The organism is Ruegeria sp. AE3 (assembly GCF_056542225.1).
Map to the genome: position 1 here is coordinate 75,619 of NZ_JBQFZL010000008.1, position 21,113 is coordinate 96,731.

Below are 21,113 nucleotides of genomic sequence, written 5' to 3' on the forward strand. Positions count from 1 at the left end.
ACTTATGCCGCTTCGTTGCTTAGGTCTTTCAGGATGTCACCCAGAATTTCGTCTCGCGATTTCTGAGGTTGCAGGCCCGCCATCGCTGCCGAGGCCTGGCCGGAGTTTTTGTCCGCTGATGATGAGATGCTCAGCAGCGTTTCCTTCTGTTCCCGCATGAAGTCCGCCAGAATAGCGCGGACGTTTTCCAACACTGCCGCTATCTGGTTTTCCTCGATATCCTTGGTGATCGAATTTGCCTCGGACGCGATCAGGCGTGTGTAATCGGCAGCGTATGCCTCAAAGCCTTTGCGCTTTTGCCACCAGCGTCGCCACCAGGTACTTTGCAAGTCCAGGGCAATCGTCCGGCCAATCCCCAATGGTGGTGGAACACGCGGCACGATAGGTGCTTCGATGCTGAACTCGCCCAGATGGTTGCCAAGAATTTTGTGATACAGCGCTTCGACATCTGCAGCCGCAGTTGAGTAGAGCGCCCCGGCATCCTTACGCATTGCGCGGGCAAAACTGAAATAGGCAGCTTTTTGCAGCGTCCTCAAGCCAGCCGGGTCGTATTGCCAGGTGCCTTGCTCGCCATTCATCTCAAGATGCGCGATCAGGGAATCTGTTGCGCGCTTCACAAAACTTGCCTCGGCCGAGTTCAGGCGCTCCAGTACTTTGTCGCGTAATGCGTTGGTCAGTTCGGCCGCTTTCTTTTCATATTCCGCAGAAACCTTCGCAATCGCATCTTCCGGCGAAACACCATCAAGATCACGCGCGACGCCTTCACCCTCTGACAGAGTCTTTGCCACGGCGGTGGCACGAATCTGGCTGGCAATGTTGCGGGCGCGATGGCGAACCCGGTCTATCAGTCGCGCTCCGGCACCTTCTGCAATACGCTCGTTTATCGCCAGCAGCAGGTCAGGCAATCCGGACAATGCCCAGATTTTGTCAAGCGAGGGTGCCTGATCACCGAATCCAGCAGCGAGATAAAAAGTATTAAGTGCTTCGCGGGATTCCTCGTTCAGAATCTCGGGGTTCCCGGTCAGCGCTGCCTCAGCCCACAAGGCACTGCCGAACACGACACTAGTCTTTGCGTCGATGTTGTTCTGTTTCAGAGTGTCCAGAATCCGGTCGCGGATTTCGGGGACCTGGTTAACCGGGTCTGACAACTCGTCAATCCGGTTCACAAACAGGACGATCTGACGGTTCTCAAATTGGGCGATGATCCGCATCAAGGCCATGTCCATGGTGGTCAGGGCTTGGCTTGCGGCAAGCACCACAACACAGACCTCGGACCCGCGCAGGCTGCGCAGGGTAATCTGTTCACGCACCATGAAGGTATCGTTGACACCCGGCGTATCACAGAGTTTCAGCGCAATCGGGTACTGAGGGATATCCATGTACAACTCGGCAGACTTGGTCACATCTGCAAACCGGCCGGTTTTTGGATTGATATCCGGGTCGTCTTCATCGCCCAGGCACACATATCTTTGGATCAGTTCTTCATCGAAGTGGTCGTATTGGTGGCTTTGGCCAAGTATCAGGTCAAAGTGCTTTCCAAGACGCTCTTCGGACTTTGCTTTCATCTCGCCGATCTGACGGCGAATGTCCTCCATCTCGTCATCTGCACCGGCACGGTTGGCCAACTCGCCCAACCGGCCGCCCCCGACCATCAGGTTGTCCCATTCTTCCTGCTCAAAGAAGGTGAACTTGGCCTTGGTATCGCCCGGCGGGCGCGTGTTGATGTTCAGGGTTGTGACGACCGACGTCCACGGGTTCACATCCGACGGAAGCAAAGATGGGCGCCCTGCGAGAATGTTTACAATCGATGATTTGCCCGCTTTTACCTGACCGACCATGGTGATGCTGGCGGTGAAGTTTTCCATCCGGGTCTTGAGTGTTGCCAGACGTGCCGAGGAGCGCGCATCAGCCACCTCAGTCAATTGATCAATCTGCGCCGTCAGTGATGACATTGCCGAAGTCATCGGCGCCAGAGCTTCGTTGCCTACAGACAACAGGTGATCATTGCGCGCCATGCTTAACCTCCGGTTCCCGTAGCAGCGATGCGGGGTTCAAGCGAAGGACGGCCCGTTGGAATTCCTGTCAGGGTGTCGATACGTGCGATCAGGTCCAAAGCGTTGCCCAAAATGTCAGCCTCGGCGCGCGGGCTGATGGTTTCGTAAGCCTTGGCATCAGCCAGCACCTCGATCGAGCTGAAGCGATCGCCGTTTTCAAGGCACGCAACGCGGCGTCCGGTCGGGAAACCCTCGGATTTGACCGCGGGCAATGGCATACGCGCATTGGCCAGCAGGTAGTGGTCTCCGGAATGGGTTCGGAGCGAAATCCCAAAGCCCGTGTTCGGATGGTCCCGGTTCAGGATCTTGAGTTCGCCAAGAAAGCTTTCACGAGCAAAGAAGACAGCCTCTTGCTCGGCAGTAGCGGAGGGATTCAGATCGGTCACAGCAGTAAACCTTGTACTGGAGTTGAGCAGGAAACTCGTACCGGCGCCAAAGTGGCAAAAAAGACTCATTAACTCCTGCTAAACAACAAGACCCTTCAAGGCGGTCTTATTTTGACGTGAATAAGATTTTTTGGCGTTTGAAATGTGGCAGCTTTGTGGTGGAGCGCTCTTGAGAATGCCTCAACCTGCGCGGGAATGCCTATGACGCAAGCGCCACTCGGCACCTACAGTGTGAAACCGAGCGGGGACCGGCGGAACACAATTGCTTGCACTTGACGGTACAGGTCATTCGATAATCTGTGTGGCCGTGAAGGGCACCACAGCCGAGTAAGCCATTCTTGTTATTTCAGAAACCTGAAGTCTCTCTCTGAGTTTGAAAGGGTCGCAGATGCGTTTCCTGGGGTGTCGGGGTGGGTAATCCCGCGCTTCGTCCCAAGGATTCAATTATGAGCATGTGAGGGCAGTGAAGGATGATTTCTATATTCGCTATTGGTGATCTAGCAACAGGCTGTCAGCTTGTCTTTTTGGCCTTTGGTCAACGTAAACGAGATATTTCGCAGGCTATCTGGGTCGAAATCTAAACTTCGGCAGGAATGAACAGCTCTTCCAAAATTGCGTGGTCTTTGTCCCTCAGGATATCGGGTTTCACGGCCACTGATGTTCCCATCAGTTTTCCACTGACAAGTCTCTTAGGGCTATACGTTTTCATGAGGTACCGTGGTTGCTCAATATCTCATCAGAGGATCTACAAACTTGGCGATACGTGTATTTTACCTCTCGCGCTCGGAAGCAAGCTTTGTTATTGACCGCTTCATTCCAGCGCTGCGGCGCTGAGTTGCGGGTGTGGCGAAATTGGTAGACGCACCAGATTTAGGTTCTGGCGCCGCAAGGCGTGGGGGTTCAAGTCCCTCCACCCGCACCATTTTGATCAACTAAAGTTTTGAAAATATAAGTATTTATAAATTCTATTAGGCTTTAGCCCCCAGTTGGCCCCCAGTTGGCCCCCATGTTCAATCGCTGCTGGATTCCCTGCCTTCGATCCAATCGCGCACCTCTGGTGCCCTCAAAGGTGTGCATCTTTTCCACTGGTGAATCGGGCTTTCCTTATCGGTCAATATGTCCAGAAGAGGTTAAGAATATCGCAGGGATCAAGACTGGAAGATACGAGTTGCTTCTGCCGTATGTTGTGGATGTAGATTGCGACAGAGCCAAGTACATCCAGCAGACGAAGCGTTGCGGATATTGTTGCGGTCGATCTGCTAAAAAAGACGCCCTCGGGCGCCTTGTTTTACTGGTCGGAGTGAGAGGATTCGAACCTCCGGCCCCTGCCTCCCGAAGATCGGTGCAGGTGGCCAAGTTATTGATTTTTGGTCAAAGGAGCCCTGTTTTTCAGGCGATTTAACCAAGCAAACCAACTAAGACACGGCAAGACAGGTTCATTGAACCTAAGAGCACTGTCTACATGCGCGTTAATCCTACAGTTCCCCTAGCAGCCGCTGCGTTTTCGGCATGCGGTCCAGGCTGGCCTCAATCCTAGAACGCCACTTGGGGCCACGAGAGAGTGCATCTTCGTAGGCGTCATTCAATTCATCCGGCCGATCCTGAGAAAGCACCTCTATTAGAAACGCGGCCTGTCGTCTGTCCTTTTCTGCTTTGAGGGCATTTTCACCGGGACGGCGACGGTCCGCGACGATCAACTTGTGGATGGCATAGCGTTCTGGTTGCGGGATTTGCACCAAAACGCCACTCCGGTAGGTTACAGCAGCGTTGATTGGCTCCGCGATGAGGTAGTTCAGATGGTGCAGTCCTTGCGCATCCACTCCCAAAGCGGGCAGTTCGCGCACATCCTCATCCTCACCAAATGATGGAGTGAGGAATTCTATCAGCGTGTCGCCTCGTGTCTGTTTCCAACGCCAGGTGCGTCCGGCCGTGAGACTGGGCTGCGCCATGAAGTCGAAATCGCGGAACACATCTTCCAGCGGTGGTGATGCAGTGTCCTCCAGCACCAGCGACAACCTGGAAAAGCTGGCGATGTCGATGTCATCCGTGTGAGCGGTCATATCCATGTCGAAACGCACACCCAATTCACCTTCGTAAAGGCGGAAGGCGTGCGTCCCCACTATGGTGCCGCCTAGACGAAATACGCCGGACGTTGCCATCGCAGAGAGCAGGCTGCCCGTGGCAGCGTCCAGACCCAGGAAACCTTCTGCTCTTAGGAGCCGCACGAGGCGCGCCCGGTTGCGGCGGCGGTCTTCTTGTTGGGCTTTCAAAGTTTTGTGCTGTTCCAGCCTGCCGCGCAGTTCCTCACAATCCTCTCCCAAGTAGTGCTTTTTGACATCGGAACCGACCCGGTAGGTGTCATACCAGTAGGTCCTGTCGTTGCGTTCGACTCGTGTGGGGGTGCCCCGGATGTCCGAAACGGAATCGTCTCGCAGTGAACGCAGGAGATCGTGATAAGCGGCATGTGCTGTGGATGAATGGCGCGTGAACATCTTGGCTTCCACTGTGCTCAACGGATTTTATTTTTGTTGAACATAACGTATGTTCAACAAAAAATAAAGATGTTGAACACCACGCTTTTAGCCCTGTAACTCGTGAATACACACAGATGGGCATATTTTTCTCGCGATGTCGCAGAGATGCGCGTGATGAGTCAGGTAGATCACCTGGCCGCTTTTACTCATCTCAGCTAGCAGGCCGAAGGCCTCGGCGGTGCGGTCGTCGTCGAAGCTTTCCATGATGTCATCGGCAATGGCCAGTCAGACAATAGGTGGCATTCCACCGAGAGCCGTTCGAACTGCGCCATCGCGAGGTGCCGTTCCTCTGCTGCGATCAAACCGTCGTCGGCCACCGAAACCAGCGAAACCGACTTGTTCCCGGCCTCGCCGATGTCGCGACCCTGCGGTATTCCGGGCATGACTACAGTTGTCGTGCCGGTGTGAATGGTCCGCCGGTGGATGTGCCCCAGCGCCCAATAGTCGAACCCGGTCGCTTGAAGTTCAGCCAGCGTGCAAGGTGCATATGGATCATGCCCCTGTGCTCCGCCGAGGGACGTGTGTAGCATTCCTATATTGAAAGCCCCCATCACTGGTGGCCCAAAACGGTTCAACAGAGTGTCGGGTGCATGGGGGTCACGAAATGAAACACCGTGAACAGCAACTGAATGATCGTTCCAGTCAGTCTCGACGACCTGTGCTTTGCCCGGGAACACCGTCACGTTTTCCGGCAAGACTAGCTCACGCGTGATTTTGGACGCCGCATCGTGGTTGCCGCGGATAATGAAAACCGGAATGCCCGCTGCGTCTAGGCGCTCCATCTCTAGAGCGAGGAAACGAGCAGTTTTCATTGATGTTTGACTGCCGTCATACAGGTCGCCGGCAATCAGCAGCGCCTGGACATCTTCAGACACGCACAGATCGACAATCCGCCTGAATGTGGTTCAGGCGATCCGCGAGGCTTCCAACAACACCGATCCCCGGCTGGCCACCAGGTCACACGCTGCGATCAAGGCGATCTTCGGGAGGTAGGCAACATGGGCGACCGGGATGAAGATCTGACCCCCAACGAGCGCGCCTGGCTGCGCTTCCTGCGCGAGGTGAGCAACGATAGCGACCCTAGGCCTACCTTGCGTCGGGTGCAGCTCCTGCGGCGCCTCTGTGAGCCTCGAAGGGCTTGATGGATGTAGGTGGTGGAGCGGTAGTGAGGAATGGCCGCGGTGCTGCGCTTCGCCAGATCCCCTTGGATACTGCGAGGTTGCTAGTAATGCCCTAATTCGTCACGGTGAAAACGAGCTCTGGTATGACCACCTCCCATGCATCCCGACGTAGTGTGTAATGAAAGGCTTCGGCCGCGTCTTCTTTGCGCCATGCTAGAATGGCTGCGATTTCGCCGCGCTCAAAGCGTGTGTTCGGGGGCGGAGCAAAGGCCTTGGACATGCGGCCAAGCATGCGCCCTTTTCCGTCACGCAAGAGCCAGTGGTCGCCTTCCTTTGCCAATGACAACGGATCACCGACGCGCGCCTCGTTAATTGCATCAAGACATTTGTGGCCGGGGCGCTGGCGGCCTGCATAGGACAAGTCGACCATTCGCGCTTCGGCCGCCAAATAATAGCGGCGGGGGCCGGGCAAGGAAGCCAGGTATGGCGTCACACGGCGGATCAGAACCGAAGGAGCGCGAGTAGGTAGGTATTCGTGATTGTCGTTGCTCATCACCGCAAGACTGCGGCGTGCACGGGTCATGGCTACATAGAACAGGCGGCGAGGGGCGTCCTGATCTTCGGCTCGCGAAGGGCGTTCCCACCCTCCGTCGAGGATGATTACATCGTCAAACTCCAACCCTTTTGCGCGGTGTGCTGTTAACAGTTTCAACCCCCGCTGCGCGCCCCAGCTGTCGCGCGCCCATTCGGCGAACCATTCGATTAGGTCGGGGACGGGAAGGCTGCGTGCGCCAACCTCGCGCGCCAAAAGACCCAGGCCTTCGCCGATACGATCGGTCCATCGCGTGGGCGGGAGGGTATTCAGGACGTCTGTCAGTTGTTCCAGCGAGTAAAGCTCGGTCGGTGTCTCTCGCAGCGCCGCGACAAAGGCCTGCATCTCGCGCATACGCCAAAGGCCGGGCAGGTTTTCGTTGGCCATTTCTACCGGGATGCCAAGGCTTTCGGCAAAATCGCGCACCGGTATCAACTTGCGCCAGTCACGTGAGATGATCGCGGCACGTGACCAGGTCCAATCGGGGATCAGACGAGATAGACGAACCAGCTCATCAAGCGCGGCCATTGCCTGAGCGTCATTCCCGGTAGGGCATTCCAGGATCTGCACGCGGCCTTGCGCGACCGGGTCCCATTTGGTCAGCGCGCCGCCGGGGTCAGCCTTTGTCCGGGCGTGGTCCACGGTGATGTCATGACCCAGTTTCATGCGTGCTGCTGCCCCCGCGATCACCGCATTGGCTGTGGCGATGATGTGGCCGGTGGAGCGGTAATTCTCGGTCAAGTATGTAGGCTTTGCGGCGTATTCCTGTTCGAACTGGCGGATGTAACGGATCGAGGCGCCTGAGAACGCATAAATGTTCTGGTCGTCATCACCCACTGCAAAGAGACTGAGCCGCAGGTCTGGATCGTCCAGCGTGCGCCCCGCAACGGCGGCGATCAGCGCATATTCGTCGGGTCCGATATCCTGATACTCGTCGACCAAGATCCAGCGATAGCCTTGTATCAGCGTCTCGCGCAGTGCTTCGGCCTCTTGTTTGCCCAGGCCATCGCCGCGCAGCAAGGCGCTGGCCTGTTGCAACAGGCCTTTGAAATCGGGATTTTCATTCGCTTGCTTGCCAGTGAAACTGGCGCCGACCAGTCGCATCGCTAACGAATGCACAGTCGAGACGGTGACGAATGCCGCATCATCCCCGACCAAGCGGCGCAAGCGTTCACGGATTTCAGCGGCGGCATGGCGGTTGTAGGCCAGAACGAGGATGCCGCGCGGATCCTCGCGCTTGATCCGAAGAAGATAGGCAATGCGGTGGACCAGAACGCGCGTCTTGCCCGAACCTGGACCTGCCAAGACCAGCACGTTGGTTTGCTCGCGGTCGTCGCGCACGATCTGCTGCTGCACCGGGTTGCCCAGATCGTCGACAATGGCTTTGTAGGTGGCACCAGTGGCCTGACGGCGGAACTCGGTCCCGCGTCCAGGCATCCATCGGCGCATGAAGGCGTCCTGTTCCAGCACGAAATAGTCATCTGCCAGACGCTGCGCCGTCCCGATGTTTTCCAGCCCCTTTTCCGCATAGGCAGCCATCACATGGGTCTGGATGGTCTGCTCGGTGTAGTGCTCCTCAAGTGGGGCGAAATGCTGGACGGTGAAACCACCCCCCTTGGGGCTTAGATGCATCGTCATGGCAGGGCGGAAGACAGAGAGTCCGCGACCCAGCGTGAGCACCTGCTGTTCGTGCTGCCACAGAAGTGCCCGGTCCATTAGGCGGTTCGGGTCTTTCACGGCGCTGCGCAACAAGGTGTCGCCTGTGATGGCCGACAGCATCGCACCAAGCGTGGTTTCAACTTGAATGTCTTTGCCGCGTGTGCCTTTGGGAACAAGCGACAGAAGATGCGACAGCAGGCGCTGCGCGCCCTGACGGCGCAACTCCGCAGTTTGTGCGATCACGTTCCACGACCGCTGAAGCCGCACAAGGATGCTTCCACGTGCCGATTTGCGTAAGGACAAGTTGCCCCGACCCCCCTCCATGTCACGCCCATCCTGTGCCATGCCACGCACCAGAGCCTCGACAAGATCGGGACGCACCTCGCCATGACCGCGGTGTCGCAATTCCTGGCAGGCGGCGGACAGGTTGAGGGGTATCGGTTCGGTCTGATCGGCGTCGGGGGCCATTTCGCGCATCAGGGCGATCAGGTCTTCTTCAAGCCGCGCGGCCTGTTCCAGCCGCGCCTGTGAGGCATCGGCCACGCCAGAATGCACGAAGATGGTGATGTTGGTGTCGTCGCTGGCAAGCCCGAGCGCCTCCAGATCGGTCAGCGCTTTGCGCAACGCAGCGGTGGAGAGCCCGCTTGCGCCGGCCAAACTGTCGGTGGAAACGCCTTCACCGACGGGCGCGTTTACGATATGGCGAAGGATTGCCAGAAACTGTTTGCGCCGTGCGCCGGAGATGTCAGCCTTTCCAAGTATCGCGGCTGCCGTCTCCAGGTCGCGCACAAGGAGCGAGGCAGGATAGACCTGAACATTGTTCTCTTCGCGCCGTAGCAGGCTAGCCTCCTCGAGCCAGGCGATGGCAGTCTTGACGCGTGTGTCGTCGGTGGTGCTTTCGCGCTGAAACTCACGATCTTTTTCTTCGCGCACGATTTCACCCGGCGTGGCGACGATTCTGCCTTCGTCTCGCGTGCGCACATCGAGCCGGCGGAGTGCCTTGAGGATCGCGCCGATCTCATGCCGCGCAAGGCGAGAGCGGGCGGAAAGGCTGAACTGTTTCTCGACATCTTCGTTGTTGAACAAGAGCACGCAGTTGGCGGGATCGCGATCGCGTCCGGCCCGGCCTGCCTCCTGCATGTAGTTTTCCAAGGACCCTGGCACATCTCCGTGCACCACCAAGCGGATGTCGGGCTTGTCGATGCCCATGCCAAAGGCATTCGTGGCCGCGATCACGCGCAACTCGCCGAGGCGAAACTGTTCCTGGATCTCGCGCTTTTCTTCGGGAGGGAGACCAGCGTGGAACCGTTCGGCGCTGACACCCTGTTGTTTCAGGAACTCGGCCACGCGTTCCGTCGCGCTGCGGGTCGCGCAGTAGACCACGGCGCCCGAGACCCCAGATGCCGGCAAGCCCTCTTCGATCGCATCCAGTATGTCTGCCAATTTGGTCGAACGCTGCGTTTCGCGCACCGAAAAAGAGAGGTTCGTCCGCGAGGCGCCCCCGTCAAGCAGGGTAAGGTCCAGATCCAGCCGTGTTTTGAAGTGCTCCCGTATATCGCGCACCACCTCGGGTTTGGCAGTGGCGGTCAGGCAGAGGATCGGAGCCGGGGCTTCGTCAGAGCTTTCTTTGATGAACCGGCTGACGTAACGATAGTCGGGTCGGAAATCATGCCCCCATTTCGAAATGCAATGTGCCTCGTCCAGCACCCAAAGCCCGATCTCGCGTTGAGCAAGAACGCTGCGAACCGAGGTGCTGCGAAGCTGTTCTGGCGAAATCAACAGGATCGCGGCATCACCCAGTCGCACCTTGTCCAGCGCGTCGTGCCGTTCGGGCAAGGACAGAAGCCCATTGATCGTGACGGCCGAGGATATGCCGACTCTCGCAAGCCCCTGCACCTGATCTGCCATGAGCGCGACAAGGGGCGAGATAACGATGGTCAGCGCACCGGTTTTGTCGAACCGCGACAGGGCAGGAATTTGATAACAGACGGACTTGCCGGTGCCGGTGGGCAGGATCCCCAGAACGCTTTTGCCTGCCATCGCGTCGGCGACGATGCGTTCCTGAAGTGGCTGGCCGAATTCGTCCATGGGTTCGGGGCGGAAGGAAGGAAACCCAAACCAGCGGTCCAGGGCGCGTTTGGGATCGTTGTTCTCGACACACCATTGGCATGAGGCATCGTCGCAGGCGGTCTCTCGAAGGTGACGCACGATCAGCGAAGCCTCGCGGAACTGCATGCGGACCCAGGGCGGCATGACACTGTCGCCACCCGCTACGGAAATCCACGAAAGAGCATAGGCCATGGGCCACGCCAGGTTGGGGTTTTCCAACCGTTCGAGGGTTTGTTTCAGACGATGCACACACACCTGCCCTTCCAGGAGGCGACGGATTGCAGCAAAGGCGTCACGTTCATCGGGCTTGCGAGTGCCGCGCACATGGTCGAACAATGCATCAAAACCTCCACTGCGAGGCAGGCGGTTCGTGAGGAAATGATAGGCGGTCAGCGCGTCAGGTGCTGCTGTCTTGAGCTTTCCAAACGCTTCGATCTGGTCCTGCAGCACATTGAACACCAGACGAGCGTCTTCTTCGGGGTCGTTGACATGGCCCGATTGCAGCCGCCCGTCGTGGTAGTGCTTGACGAGGTGGTGATAGGGGTTGCGCGGGAAGGCCAAGGGGTTGAGCCAGAGCGTGTCGATTGGCGCTTCAGCCAAGGCCGCGAAATTGGGCGCGGCAGCGGCGAGGTAATGCAGGTCATGACGCAGTATGTTGTGACCAAGAACATGGTCGAACCCGTCGCAATAGCCGCCGAGCTGCGACAGTGATGTGGTTGAGGCGTTCTTTTCGACCAAGGCTGGCCGGGAGTCCTCAAGCGTTGTGGCGGCGAACGCGAATATTCGGGCGGAGGTAGGATCAACCTCCAGATCAATCGAAACGCAGCGCGCAAGAAAGCGCGAAATTTCCGCCTGACCGTTCGTTATCATTGCTCGCCATATTCTCTTTTTTCTATTCTTTCTGATAGCTACCGGATTGCCGAAAAAAAAGAAGATGCGTTCCAGATTGCTCTGCGTAATGTGGATTTCGCGCAACCTCAGAGGTTGCATAAAGTTGACAAAGGTTTACGTCCGCCCTCACGGGGTCGACGGAATGTAAACCTTTCGACCTCTCAGACACCCCAAATCAGCCCAAAAGGTTTACACTAAGTTTACATTAAGTTGACAGATTTCACCCGGAATCCACTTTTTCAGACCAAGATGTAAACCTTTGATCGAAGCAAACCCAAAAAAAACATGGCTATCTGGAAAACAGATATCCAAACACAGGCCTGAAACGCTCAAACAGCAGCGATACACAGGCCAGCTAACCCCTGATTCACAAAAGAACACGGACAGCATTCAGGCCAGCGCACAGTAAGCCTGAGCATAAACTTCATAGAGAGCAAACACACAGGATCAGGCCAGCAAAGCTATTGAGCTACTCCGGAGAGCAGAAACCGACGATTGCCCCTAGATACGGAATACACTGACCTAGAGCGCGCACGCCCCCGAATGACACAGGCGGCTCGTAGGTGAGTGAGAGTGTTTGAGACGCCGATAAGTGAGCGATGTGACGGATTGGCTGCAAATTAGAGCGTAAAGGACTGTGGAAGCTGATCGTAAGGAGGAGGTCCGGCAGTCGCGCCCGCCAACACTCGTTCTTTGTCCCATTGCAGCCTAGGTTCCTTCAAATGTCCAAGGGCCACAGACAAGGCAGTGATGCGGGACGCCTGGCACCGCAGCTAATTCCCGGCTGGTTTGTCAAATATACAATCGCCTTAGGTTAGAACGTCTAAGTTTCAGAACATCGCGGCAACGGGCCCCGCAATACCTGGCTTGTCCAGGTAACCTGAGATACCGTGCCGGTTGTCCGTCTGGTTCCGCAAATCATTTATGTTCACGATCGGCGGTGTCACAGCAAAGTTGTCTTGATCCAGCGGAAAGAGAGCGACCACGTCACGTTCGTCATATCCGTTCAGCCAATTCTCCACCGTAGAAGGGTGCAGCACGGGCTGGATTTCGCGGCGAATTGCATTAATACCAAGCGGCGAACCGACCGTGATTAGCAAGGGCACTTCTGGCGCGGTTGCATAACGTAGAAGATCATACGCCACGACCGAGCCCAGAGAATGAGCGATCACCACGGTGGGCCGATCGTCGAACGCCTCCAGAACAATTTCATTCACTGCGCTCCGGATGGCTGGCGCCGTCGTGTAAAGGAAAACATCGCGCATCATTAGTTCGATAACAAATTGACTGCTGTCTCCACTCCAGGCGTCTATCGCCCCAATCATGGCTTGCACCCATTCCCAGTTTAGCGGCCCTTTGGGGCGAGGGTTATCGCCATAAATCGCATTGACTTCAGCATCTGTTATGCCTGCCTTGCGCCTTATGTCGTCCGCGACCTCAGCTTGGAAAGCAATGTAGCGGTCCTGCAGCGCATCGCCCTTGGTCGTGATCTCGTGAGCCAGCGGCATTTCATAGGCCTGAGTCAACGCGTCAAGTTTATCGCCGTAAAATGGTAAAGCTATATCAAGCGTGTCGGGCAAATCATGCCCGGCGGCGGCGGCGCCTGCCGCCAGCGCTCGGGTCCATTCCACATAGATTTCGTCCGGATCGCGCCCCTCTTGAGCGCGACCGTGGATCATCACTATTCGCAAAGAGGTCGCAGCGCGAGCGACATAGGGCATAGCTAAAGCGGCACCAGTGGCAATCATGGCACCACGACGGGTCAGCATGGCAACACTCCTTCAGATGCTAAGCTCAAAAGCCGAGACGTGCCTTCCTCATCAAACGTTGTCCAAAGCGCTTCTGTCAAATTGGGTCGAGTTTCGACAAGTGATGGATGCAAACTAACTCCAAATGGCTCAAGCAGTTCCCAACCTTGCCTCAGCATCGGGAACGGTGGCAGTAGACTACTATTGCCACAGGTTTCATCGAGCTGCCCAGAAAGGAATGCCGTGTCGAATAGATCAACATTCAGATCCTCTCGCATAATTTGGTGAACCGAGCGCGCGCCCTCTGGAATTAATGCGTTCGCATACGCATAAGTCGCGAAAAGCCCCAGAGTCGGGTCGGTGCCCTTGCCCATTCGAACAGTGCCGGCAAATTTGGCCGCAGCATCGCGGCGTTCCTCCGCGCTACCTTCAAAGCGAAGAACACCCGCTCGGGTCGCCTCCGCCGACAACGCGCGCAAATACAGTAGGTAGTCGTCTTCAATACTCAGACCAAGCGGATTAAAGCGAATGTCGCTAATGCCAGATTCCCCTAGAACTACGTGCGTGCTGAACTGACTCAGCACTGGCAGGATGGTGCCTGTGCCACTATAGAAACGCACGACAACCGAAGCGCCAGGACGATTGAAAAAAACCTTCAACAGGTCTGGCCCTTGACCTTCATCACCAGATAATTGGGTGTCTGCGCCAAGTCCCTTCACCTCCGCAATTTTGTCGCCATAAACAACAACGCCAGGGAAATCTAAGACAGTGTCTTCCCGTTGCTGGGAGACCGATCTGTCAACGAGAGCGGCTGCCTCCAGTGTGGCTTCACCCGGATCCGCATTCTGAAGCGACGGAAATGGATCGTCTCCACGTGTGGCGTTCTCAATGCCGGACTGAATTGCCGCCGGTAGGGAAATCCTCTTTGGTTCGGGCAAAGTCGAAGCACTTGGCGGTATCACTTGTCTGCAATTTGGAGGGTTTGATCCGTCGCAGACTGAATATGGTGCTGTAGAAGACCAGTTTTGATGCACCTGAGCTATATATACAGGCTCATCAGCTGATAGCCATGCATCCGGCGTCTGAGTGTAGCGTGGACGATCACGTAATGCCTCGCGAACTTCATTGAGCAGAAACGCTTTCAGACGCTTATTAGGCACCACACGGCGACCATCGGGAAGAGTTACAACCATGCCGGGTAACGGTTCTCTAAAGGCTTTCAAGAACGCTGACGTATAGACGCCCTCATAAGCGCCCGCACGCTCTTCCAATGACATCTCGACCGCCTCATCACCTGTGCCAGTAGCGTAAAATACGTCGACGTCACTGCGCCCGCGAGGAACGTCACCGGGAAAAATGTTATAGTTGCCGAGTTGGTTCGTTCCCCATGTCTTAGCCGGTGACCGGCACGCATCGGAAATAAAGACGACGTTAAATATACCCGAATTACGTGCTCGGCCCGCGGTGGGCCAGACTGCGATCGCTTCGCTAGAGCTTCGAGGCGCGCCTGACAGCAACCAGTATTCCGTCTGGCCTGTCAGAACACCGTGTCCGGAGAAGTAGATCACCAACTGACCCACATTACCGTCCATTACAGCCCGGTCGACGGCATTAAAAACCATTTGGCCGGTGACCATTTTGTCAGTGTCGCGGCCGTTGCCCAAGAGCCGTGTTACTTCGAAACCTTCATTGCTCAAAAGTTCCGACATATCCTGTGCGCCCTTAACAGCGGCGCGCAGCGAGATTAAGCCGTCCTCATAGGAATCAATCCCGATACAAATGGCCACGCGACGTAGGCCTGCAGGTATTGGCTGTCCATGCAGCGCGCGAGCAGCAAGACCACCAAAAAGTGTTGCGCTGCCAGCAATGAAATGTCTACGACCAATAAAGCGCCTATGAGACACAGCAGGAACTTTCCAGCAAACAATTAACTCAATAGATCAGTAAATTATCATAATTTGGCAACAAAATACACAACCGGCAATCTGACAAGTTGCGCCGCATCATGAGGCAGCTTCTGACGTTACCATCAGGAAAGAAGCTCCATTGATCGTATTATTCGCTTTACCGCATCTATAGCGATCCTTCAAAAACTAGTCTCATCAAACTAGGCGCGTCGCCCTTTCGCACCAAGGGCGCAGTTGTATAACTTGCAGTTCGTTACGCCCAATTGGGCGGCTCAAAAAAAATTGTTCGGGGGCCTGGAGTTGGACAAACTGTCAGTCATGCAAGCTTTTCGCCGTATCGTTGAACGCGGTAGCTTTGCCCGTGCGGCGGAAGACCTTGGTGTTTCTCCTGCGCTTCTCAGCAGAGAAATCAAGCTTCTGGAAGAAAGTCTGGGAACCGTCCTCCTCACCAGAACGACCCGATCCATGTCACTGACTGACACCGGCAGTCTCTATTACCAAGATGCAATTGAAATTCTCGACGCGGTCGAAAAAACGGAACAGACCATTAGAGAAGGTGCAAAAGCGATGCGTGGACACCTTCGGGTGAATGCGTCAAGTTCCTTCGGCCAAACCGTTATCGCACCGATGCTTCCAGAGTTCTTGGAAACCTATCCAGATCTGCGATTTACTCTTTCGATGGACGACAAGGTGATCGATATGGTCGAGGGCGGGTTCGATCTATCAATACGTATCCGTGCTGCCATGCCGGATTCGGCACTAGTTGCCCAACGGATCGGCGTGATGCGGCAAAGAATATTTGCGTCTCCAGACTATTTGGAGCGATGCGGGACGCCGACCCAGCCGGTGGATCTGAAAAACCACGCGATCATCGGCTTTTTGCTTGCTGATCATTTGACGAGCTGGAAGCTCTCGGCCGCCGAAGATGTCACAACATTAGAGCTTGATCCGCGCGTGCGCGTCGGCAACAGCCTCGTTTTGCGGGATCTGCTGATAGCGGGGCAAGGTATCGGGACTCTGCCCGAGTTCGTCTCTGATGCTCCCGAAGTCAGCGGGGCCTTGGTGCGAGTTCTTCCTGACCACGAACTGCCCGCGCCGGAAGTATTCGCCGTTACAGCATCTCGCTTGGGAATGGACGCAAAGGTTACAGCCTTTCTTGATCATCTGCGCCCGGCTCTCAGGTCCTGACATTATTCAATACAGGTAAAGAGTGATGTCAAAGAGCGCGACTTAATTGGCGGCGCAACAAATTCCATTCTCTCAGGGAACAAGTCGCAGCCCTGAGAGGTATCCTATGTCACGTATTCTCGTTCTCTACTATTCAAGCTATGGCCACGTCCGCACATTGGCCGATGCCGAAGCTGAAGGCGCCAGAAGTGTTCCGGGCACTGAAGTTGACGTTCGGCGTGTGCCCGAAACTGTCCCTGAGGAAGTCCGCCAGCAGGCTGGCTATGTCGTGGATGATACGCCTGTCGCCTTGCCGGCAGATCTGGAAAACTATGATGCCATAATTTTAGGAACACCGACCCGATTTGGCATGATGGCTGGCCAAATAAAGTCCTTCCTTGACCAGGCTGGAGGGCTTTGGGCCAGGAACGCACTGGTTGGTAAGGTCGGAGCGGTTTTTGCATCAACAGGTTCGCAACACGGTGGCCATGAGGCGACCCTTCTGACAACGCAAGTCCCGCTTCAACACTTTGGGATGCTGATTGCCGGAATGCCCTACACCTTTGCTGGCCAGACTACATCAGAAGAAATCATTGGCGGCGCACCATATGGTGCCGGAACGATCGCCGGTGCTGATGGTTCCCGCACGCCTACCGAAACTGACCTTGCCGGAGCGCGGTTCCAGGGCGCTCATGTTGCAAGGATTGCAGCGTGCCTCGTTGGATCAAACCTCCAAGCGGAAGCAGCTTAACCCGCGCGCCTCTGACGTCTCACTCAAATTCTCAAACGCCTTGGCCGGGAGACATACCATGTCACGCTCAACCGATATTCTGCTCACTTCACTCGCCCCAGCGGTATGGGGAAGCACTTATCTGGTAACTACGGAAGCGCTCCCGGCTGGCTATCCGATTACCCTGGCAGCGTTACGAGCTCTGCCTGCTGGTTTATTGTTGCTTGCATTGACGCGCTGCGTTCCACCACGCGAATGGCTCGGTCGAACTTTCGTCTTAGGCAGCCTCAATTTCGCTCTGTTCTGGGTGCTCCTCTTCGTTGCTGCGTATAGGTTACCTGGTGGTGTGGCCGCCACCCTGGGATCGTTGCAAGCAATGATCGTGATTTTGATGGCTTGGGGATGGCTGGGAACCCCAATCCGACTTGGTGCGCTCGGCGCCGCCGCGACTGGCGTAATCGGTGTATCGCTGCTGCTGATCGGACCAGAAGCACAACTTGATTGGATCGGTATAGCAGCGGGTTTGGGAGGAGCCGCGTCAATGGCTGCTGGCACTGTTCTCAGCCGGAAATGGCAACCTCCAGTCTCGGCGCTGAGTTTCACAGCGTGGCAATTAACAGCCGGTGGTTTGATACTGCTGCCAGTCGCACTGTTCCTTGAGCCGCCTCTACCTGCGCTCAGTGCGACAAACGTCGCCGGCCTTGTTTGGCTTGGGTTGATTGGTGCTGCAGCAACCTATGCTCTTTGGTTTCGTGGCATAGCGCGCTTGGAGCCCAGTGCAGTTTCGATGCTCGGCATGATGAGTCCTTTTACAGCTGTCGTGCTCGGCTGGGTATACTTGGGACAAACGCTTAGCTTCACTCAGTCCATAGGAGCAGCCATAGTTATTGGCTCTGTTGTGGTCGGCCAGAGCGTGAATCGAAGGGACAATTCGGGTGTGAAAAAATGGAGACCAGCAACAGCTGGATCTGCTTGATGGGTACAGCGGGCCCAGTTTCCCCGCTTCCAACAGTGGCGTGCGCTTGTCGTCCAGTGAATAGCCGTCCGCTTTCATGTCGTAAAACCAGACTCCGATGGATGAGATCGCTCAGTTTCTCGGTCATTCAGACTCTCGGATCACCGCGTCCGTTTATGCACGCTATAGCCCCGAGCACCTACGTAGAGCTGCCAATGCCTTGGAGTTCGACTAATGCTCAGGTTCAACGAACCTCGGATCACTGTCTTGAAAACAACAAAGGCGCCCTCGGGCGCCTTGTTTTACTGGTCGGAGTGAGAGGATTCGAACCTCCGGCCCCTGCCTCCCGAAGACAGTGCTCTACCAGGCTGAGCTACACTCCGACCGTGGCGGGTGATCTATACGGGGCTTTTCCGATGCGCAAGAGGATTTTGAGAAGCGGTCATCTGAATCTTCCGTCTTTGAACCGGTATCGGATGGGCTAAGCAGGCCACGCGACTCTCATGGCAGCGGATTCGTTTTGTACAGACGGATCTTGGTGCCTCCGTGGTCTACCACCGGACCGGGTGCCAGAAAAGGCAGACGGGTCGCCCGAGCCAGGGCCGGGGCGCTGGTGACCACCCCGACACGCCATCCGCGAAACCGGGTCATCAGAGACTTACCCAAGACGCCGTAGACAGAGCGCAGACGCTTTTCATCTCCAATTCGCGCCCCGTAGGGAGGGTTCACAATGACCAGCCCGGCGGGTCCCGCAGGGGGTTTGATGTCACTGACGGAAAGCTGTTGAAATCGAGTATTGGCGTTTACCTGCGCTCTCTCTGCATTGGCTGTCGCGGCTTCGATTGCTCCGGCGTTGCGGTCTGAGCCGCAGAATGTAAGAGAACATTCAGCGACGTTTGACTCGCTGCGCATGTCTTGCCAGCGGTCAGGGTCGAAGCCCGCCAGATTTTCGAACGCAAAGCTGCGGGTCCGACCGGGGTGCAGCCCTAGGGCAATCTCGGCGGCTTCGATCACGAAAGTACCCGAGCCGCACATCGGGTCCAACACCGGTTCAGTGCCGCTAAACCCGCAGTCTCGTAGAAACATGGCTGCCATCGTTTCGCGCATTGGCGCTTTGGCAATTGCCTCTTTGTGGCCGCGCTTGTGCAAAAGCTCTCCCGAACTGTCGACCGATATGGTGCAGATGTCTTTTTCGATTCTCAGCAAGATCCTGATTTCGGCGTCGGAAGATATCGGAACACCCAGAGTTTCTGATATCGCATGCTCAATTCTCTGCCGCGCAGCACCGGCGTGATAAATTCTGGATTTGCGGCTGGTGGCCTCGACTTTGACCGGAACATTGGGCCGCAGGAACTCGCCCCACGGAAATTTGCGCGCGCGTTTGTCCAATTGGGCCAGATGCACGGCTGGAAAACTGCCCAGACGCACCAGGACCTTATTTGCGCCGCGCAAGGTCAGGTTGGCGCGCCAGACCTCGGTCCATGAGCCACGGCAGGTGACACCCCCAGGCATCGTTTTGACCTGAGCGAATCCGTTGGATTGCGCCTCGGCACCGAGGGGGGCTTCAAGACCCGGAGTGGCTACAAGAAAGATTTCGAAGTCTGTGTCTTTTTCCATTCCGGTTGCTTACACTGGAAGCTCAGCGAGCGCGACACGCAATTTTGGGCAGTTTTTTTAGCCAGCTTAATGGAAAAACTCCAAGATTTTGCGGTTTGAACTTAACTTTTGGCGGTAACAGGTTTGCGTTTACGGGCATCCGCGCGTAAAGGGTCCGTGATCAGAATTACGCCTGCGGAATTTGGACCCAATCTGACGCTTTTGCGATGGGCACCTGAAAAAACCGCGTTATTGCATGACCCCGTAAGGGTGTCAGCAAGGCTGGCGCAGGAAAGAGGCTTGGAAGAACGTAGCGGCATGCAAACTTTCAAACTGAAAAAAGGGTTGGACCTGCCGGTAGAAGGCGCTCCCGACCAAACCATTCATCCGGGTCCGGAATACTCGACCGTTGGCGTTCTGGGTGGGGATTACATTGGCCTGAAACCTAAGATGCTGGTGCAGGAAGGTGATAGTGTCGAGCGGGGTACACCGCTCTTTTGTCACAAAGATGCGCCTGACGCGATGATGGTCGCACCGGTGACTGGCAAGATTGTTGCCATCAACCGGGGTGCCCGCAGGGTGTTGCAGAGCGTCGTCATCGAAGTGTCCGACGCCAATGACACGGGCTTGGTTTTTTCGAGCGTGGGCGATGCGCATAGCGCCGAAGGCGTCACTGCAAAACTGTGCGCCGCTGGACTGTGGACCTCATTCCGCACGCGACCTTATTCGAAAATGCCGGAACCCGGTGCCAAACCGAACGCGATTTTCGTGACAGCCATGGACAGTGACCCTTTGGCGGCTGATGCCGCCACGATCATTGCCGAGGCACCCGAAGCCTTTGCCGCTGGAATGGCAGCGGTCAGCAAGCTGGCCGAAGGCAAGACCTATCTTTGCCAGAAACAAGGCGACACGATCCCCGGCGCGGATGTTGCTGGTGTCGAGGCCGCAGCGTTTTCCGGTCCACATCCATCGGGCCTGGCAGGAACCCATATTCACTTCCTCGAACCGATTGCAGGGGAAAAGCAGGTCTGGACCATCGGTTATCAAGACGTCATCGCGATTGGTCGCTTAATGCAGACCGGGCATCTGGACCCGAGTGTTGTGATCGCCTTGACCGGACCCGGTGCGCGTCAGCCGCGCTTGATCCGCACCGTGATGGGCGCCTCCACGGACGACTTGACACGGGATGAGGTAAATGTGGACGGAACTCCCCGCATTATCTCGGGTTCGATCCTGTCGGGTAAACATGCCGACGGGCCGACCGCATATCTGGGGCGGTTTGCCCGTCAAATCTGTATCATCCGAGAGGATCACGATCAGATTCCGATGGGCTGGATCCGACCAATGCCTTCCAAGTTTTCCGTCCAGCCTGTATTGGGCTCGGCCTTTTCCAGAAAACTCTATGCTTTCACGTCCAACCTGAACGGTGGCCGCCGCGCGATGGTGCCGACAGGCGTGTTCGAAGAGCTGATGCCGCAGGATTACCTGCCCACACAATTGCTTCGGGCCTTGCTGGTGATGGATACGGATACAGCTCAGGCACTGGGTGCGCTTGAACTGGACGAAGAGGATCTGGGCCTTGTGGGCTTTGCCTGTCCGGCGAAATACGAATACGGGCTGGCACTGCGCGACTGCCTGAACAAGATTGAAAAGGAGGGCTGATC

At 56.3% G+C, this 21,113-nt stretch carries 12 protein-coding genes and 2 tRNA genes; 5 read left to right on the top strand and 9 right to left on the bottom strand.

Annotation, left to right across the window (positions count from 1 at the left end; translation table 11 throughout):
* Nucleotides 1-2: 2 nt before the first annotated feature.
* Nucleotides 3-2,015: a dynamin family protein gene (locus ACR0NZ_RS14615; RefSeq protein WP_480519860.1), complete on the bottom strand. Its 2,013-nt coding sequence runs from the start codon at nt 2,013-2,015 to the stop codon at nt 3-5.
* 2 nt (nt 2,016-2,017) lie between these two features.
* Entirely contained in the window at nt 2,018-2,440 is a 423-nt protein-coding gene (locus ACR0NZ_RS14620; RefSeq protein ID WP_480519862.1) for a hypothetical protein, read from the bottom strand.
* A gap of 837 nt (nt 2,441-3,277) precedes the next feature.
* Here ACR0NZ_RS14620 and ACR0NZ_RS14625 point away from each other — a divergent pair.
* Nucleotides 3,278-3,362, top strand: a tRNA-Leu gene (locus tag ACR0NZ_RS14625).
* A 553-nt stretch (nt 3,363-3,915) separates the two neighbouring features.
* Here the strand turns inward: ACR0NZ_RS14625 and ACR0NZ_RS14630 are convergent.
* The 5 genes from ACR0NZ_RS14630 to ACR0NZ_RS14650 all read right to left on the bottom strand — a co-directional run bounded on the left by ACR0NZ_RS14630 (nt 3,916) and on the right by ACR0NZ_RS14650 (nt 14,998).
* A complete protein-coding gene (locus ACR0NZ_RS14630) occupies nt 3,916-4,932 on the bottom strand; it encodes a nucleotidyltransferase family protein (RefSeq protein ID WP_480519864.1) in 1,017 nt (338 codons plus the stop codon).
* A gap of 197 nt (nt 4,933-5,129) precedes the next feature.
* Nucleotides 5,130-5,864: a metallophosphoesterase family protein gene (locus tag ACR0NZ_RS14635; protein WP_480519971.1), complete on the bottom strand. Its 735-nt coding sequence runs from the start codon at nt 5,862-5,864 to the stop codon at nt 5,130-5,132.
* A 343-nt stretch (nt 5,865-6,207) separates the two neighbouring features.
* Nucleotides 6,208-11,325, bottom strand: a complete 5,118-nt coding sequence (locus ACR0NZ_RS14640) for a RecQ family ATP-dependent DNA helicase (protein WP_480519866.1) — start codon at nt 11,323-11,325, stop codon at nt 6,208-6,210.
* A gap of 851 nt (nt 11,326-12,176) precedes the next feature.
* Complete coding sequence (locus tag ACR0NZ_RS14645) at nt 12,177-13,115, bottom strand: alpha/beta hydrolase family protein (RefSeq protein ID WP_480519868.1); 939 nt, start codon at nt 13,113-13,115, stop codon at nt 12,177-12,179.
* Nucleotides 13,109-14,998, bottom strand: a complete 1,890-nt coding sequence (locus ACR0NZ_RS14650) for a caspase family protein (protein WP_480519870.1) — start codon at nt 14,996-14,998, stop codon at nt 13,109-13,111. The genes ACR0NZ_RS14645 and ACR0NZ_RS14650 overlap by 7 nt, the downstream gene beginning before the upstream one ends.
* 303 nt (nt 14,999-15,301) lie before the next feature.
* On the opposite strand from ACR0NZ_RS14650, the gene ACR0NZ_RS14655 reads away from it, so the two are divergent.
* The 3 genes from ACR0NZ_RS14655 (at nt 15,302) to ACR0NZ_RS14665 (ending at nt 17,874) form a co-directional block, all read left to right on the top strand.
* Nucleotides 15,302-16,189: a LysR family transcriptional regulator gene (locus tag ACR0NZ_RS14655; RefSeq protein WP_480519872.1), complete on the top strand. Its 888-nt coding sequence runs from the start codon at nt 15,302-15,304 to the stop codon at nt 16,187-16,189.
* A 106-nt stretch (nt 16,190-16,295) separates the two neighbouring features.
* Nucleotides 16,296-16,919, top strand: a complete 624-nt coding sequence (gene wrbA, locus ACR0NZ_RS14660) for an NAD(P)H:quinone oxidoreductase (protein ID WP_480519874.1) — start codon at nt 16,296-16,298, stop codon at nt 16,917-16,919.
* A gap of 58 nt (nt 16,920-16,977) precedes the next feature.
* Nucleotides 16,978-17,874 (top strand): EamA family transporter, encoded by an 897-nt coding sequence (locus ACR0NZ_RS14665; protein ID WP_480519876.1) that lies wholly within the window; start codon nt 16,978-16,980, stop codon nt 17,872-17,874.
* A gap of 285 nt (nt 17,875-18,159) precedes the next feature.
* On the opposite strand, the gene ACR0NZ_RS14670 is transcribed toward ACR0NZ_RS14665, so the two are convergent.
* Nucleotides 18,160-18,236 (bottom strand) — tRNA-Pro (locus tag ACR0NZ_RS14670).
* 118 nt (nt 18,237-18,354) lie between these two features.
* Entirely contained in the window at nt 18,355-19,470 is a 1,116-nt protein-coding gene (locus ACR0NZ_RS14675) for a THUMP domain-containing class I SAM-dependent RNA methyltransferase (RefSeq protein ID WP_480519878.1), read from the bottom strand.
* A 297-nt stretch (nt 19,471-19,767) separates the two neighbouring features.
* Between ACR0NZ_RS14675 and ACR0NZ_RS14680 the strand changes: the two genes are divergently transcribed.
* Nucleotides 19,768-21,111 carry a Na(+)-translocating NADH-quinone reductase subunit A gene (locus ACR0NZ_RS14680; RefSeq protein ID WP_480519880.1) on the top strand — a complete coding sequence of 448 codons (1,344 nt, stop codon included), beginning with the start codon at nt 19,768-19,770 and terminating at the stop codon, nt 21,109-21,111.
* The last annotated feature ends 2 nt before the right edge of the window (nt 21,112-21,113 follow it).

Bases quoted from the DNA above. Each gene is read 5' to 3' on its own strand.
- ACR0NZ_RS14615 (WP_480519860.1), bottom strand. From the start codon at position 2,015: ATGGCGCGCAATGATCACCTGTTGTCTGTAGGCAACGAAGCTCTGGCG.
- ACR0NZ_RS14630 (WP_480519864.1), bottom strand. From the start codon at position 4,932: ATGTTCACGCGCCATTCATCCACAGCACATGCCGCTTATCACGATCTC.
- ACR0NZ_RS14640 (WP_480519866.1), bottom strand. From the start codon at position 11,325: ATGATAACGAACGGTCAGGCGGAAATTTCGCGCTTTCTTGCGCGCTGC.
- ACR0NZ_RS14645 (WP_480519868.1), bottom strand. From the start codon at position 13,115: ATGCTGACCCGTCGTGGTGCCATGATTGCCACTGGTGCCGCTTTAGCT.
- wrbA (WP_480519874.1), top strand. From the start codon at position 16,296: ATGTCACGTATTCTCGTTCTCTACTATTCAAGCTATGGCCACGTCCGC.
- ACR0NZ_RS14665 (WP_480519876.1), top strand. From the start codon at position 16,978: ATGTCACGCTCAACCGATATTCTGCTCACTTCACTCGCCCCAGCGGTA.
- ACR0NZ_RS14675 (WP_480519878.1), bottom strand. From the start codon at position 19,470: ATGGAAAAAGACACAGACTTCGAAATCTTTCTTGTAGCCACTCCGGGT.
- ACR0NZ_RS14680 (WP_480519880.1), top strand. From the start codon at position 19,768: ATGCAAACTTTCAAACTGAAAAAAGGGTTGGACCTGCCGGTAGAAGGC.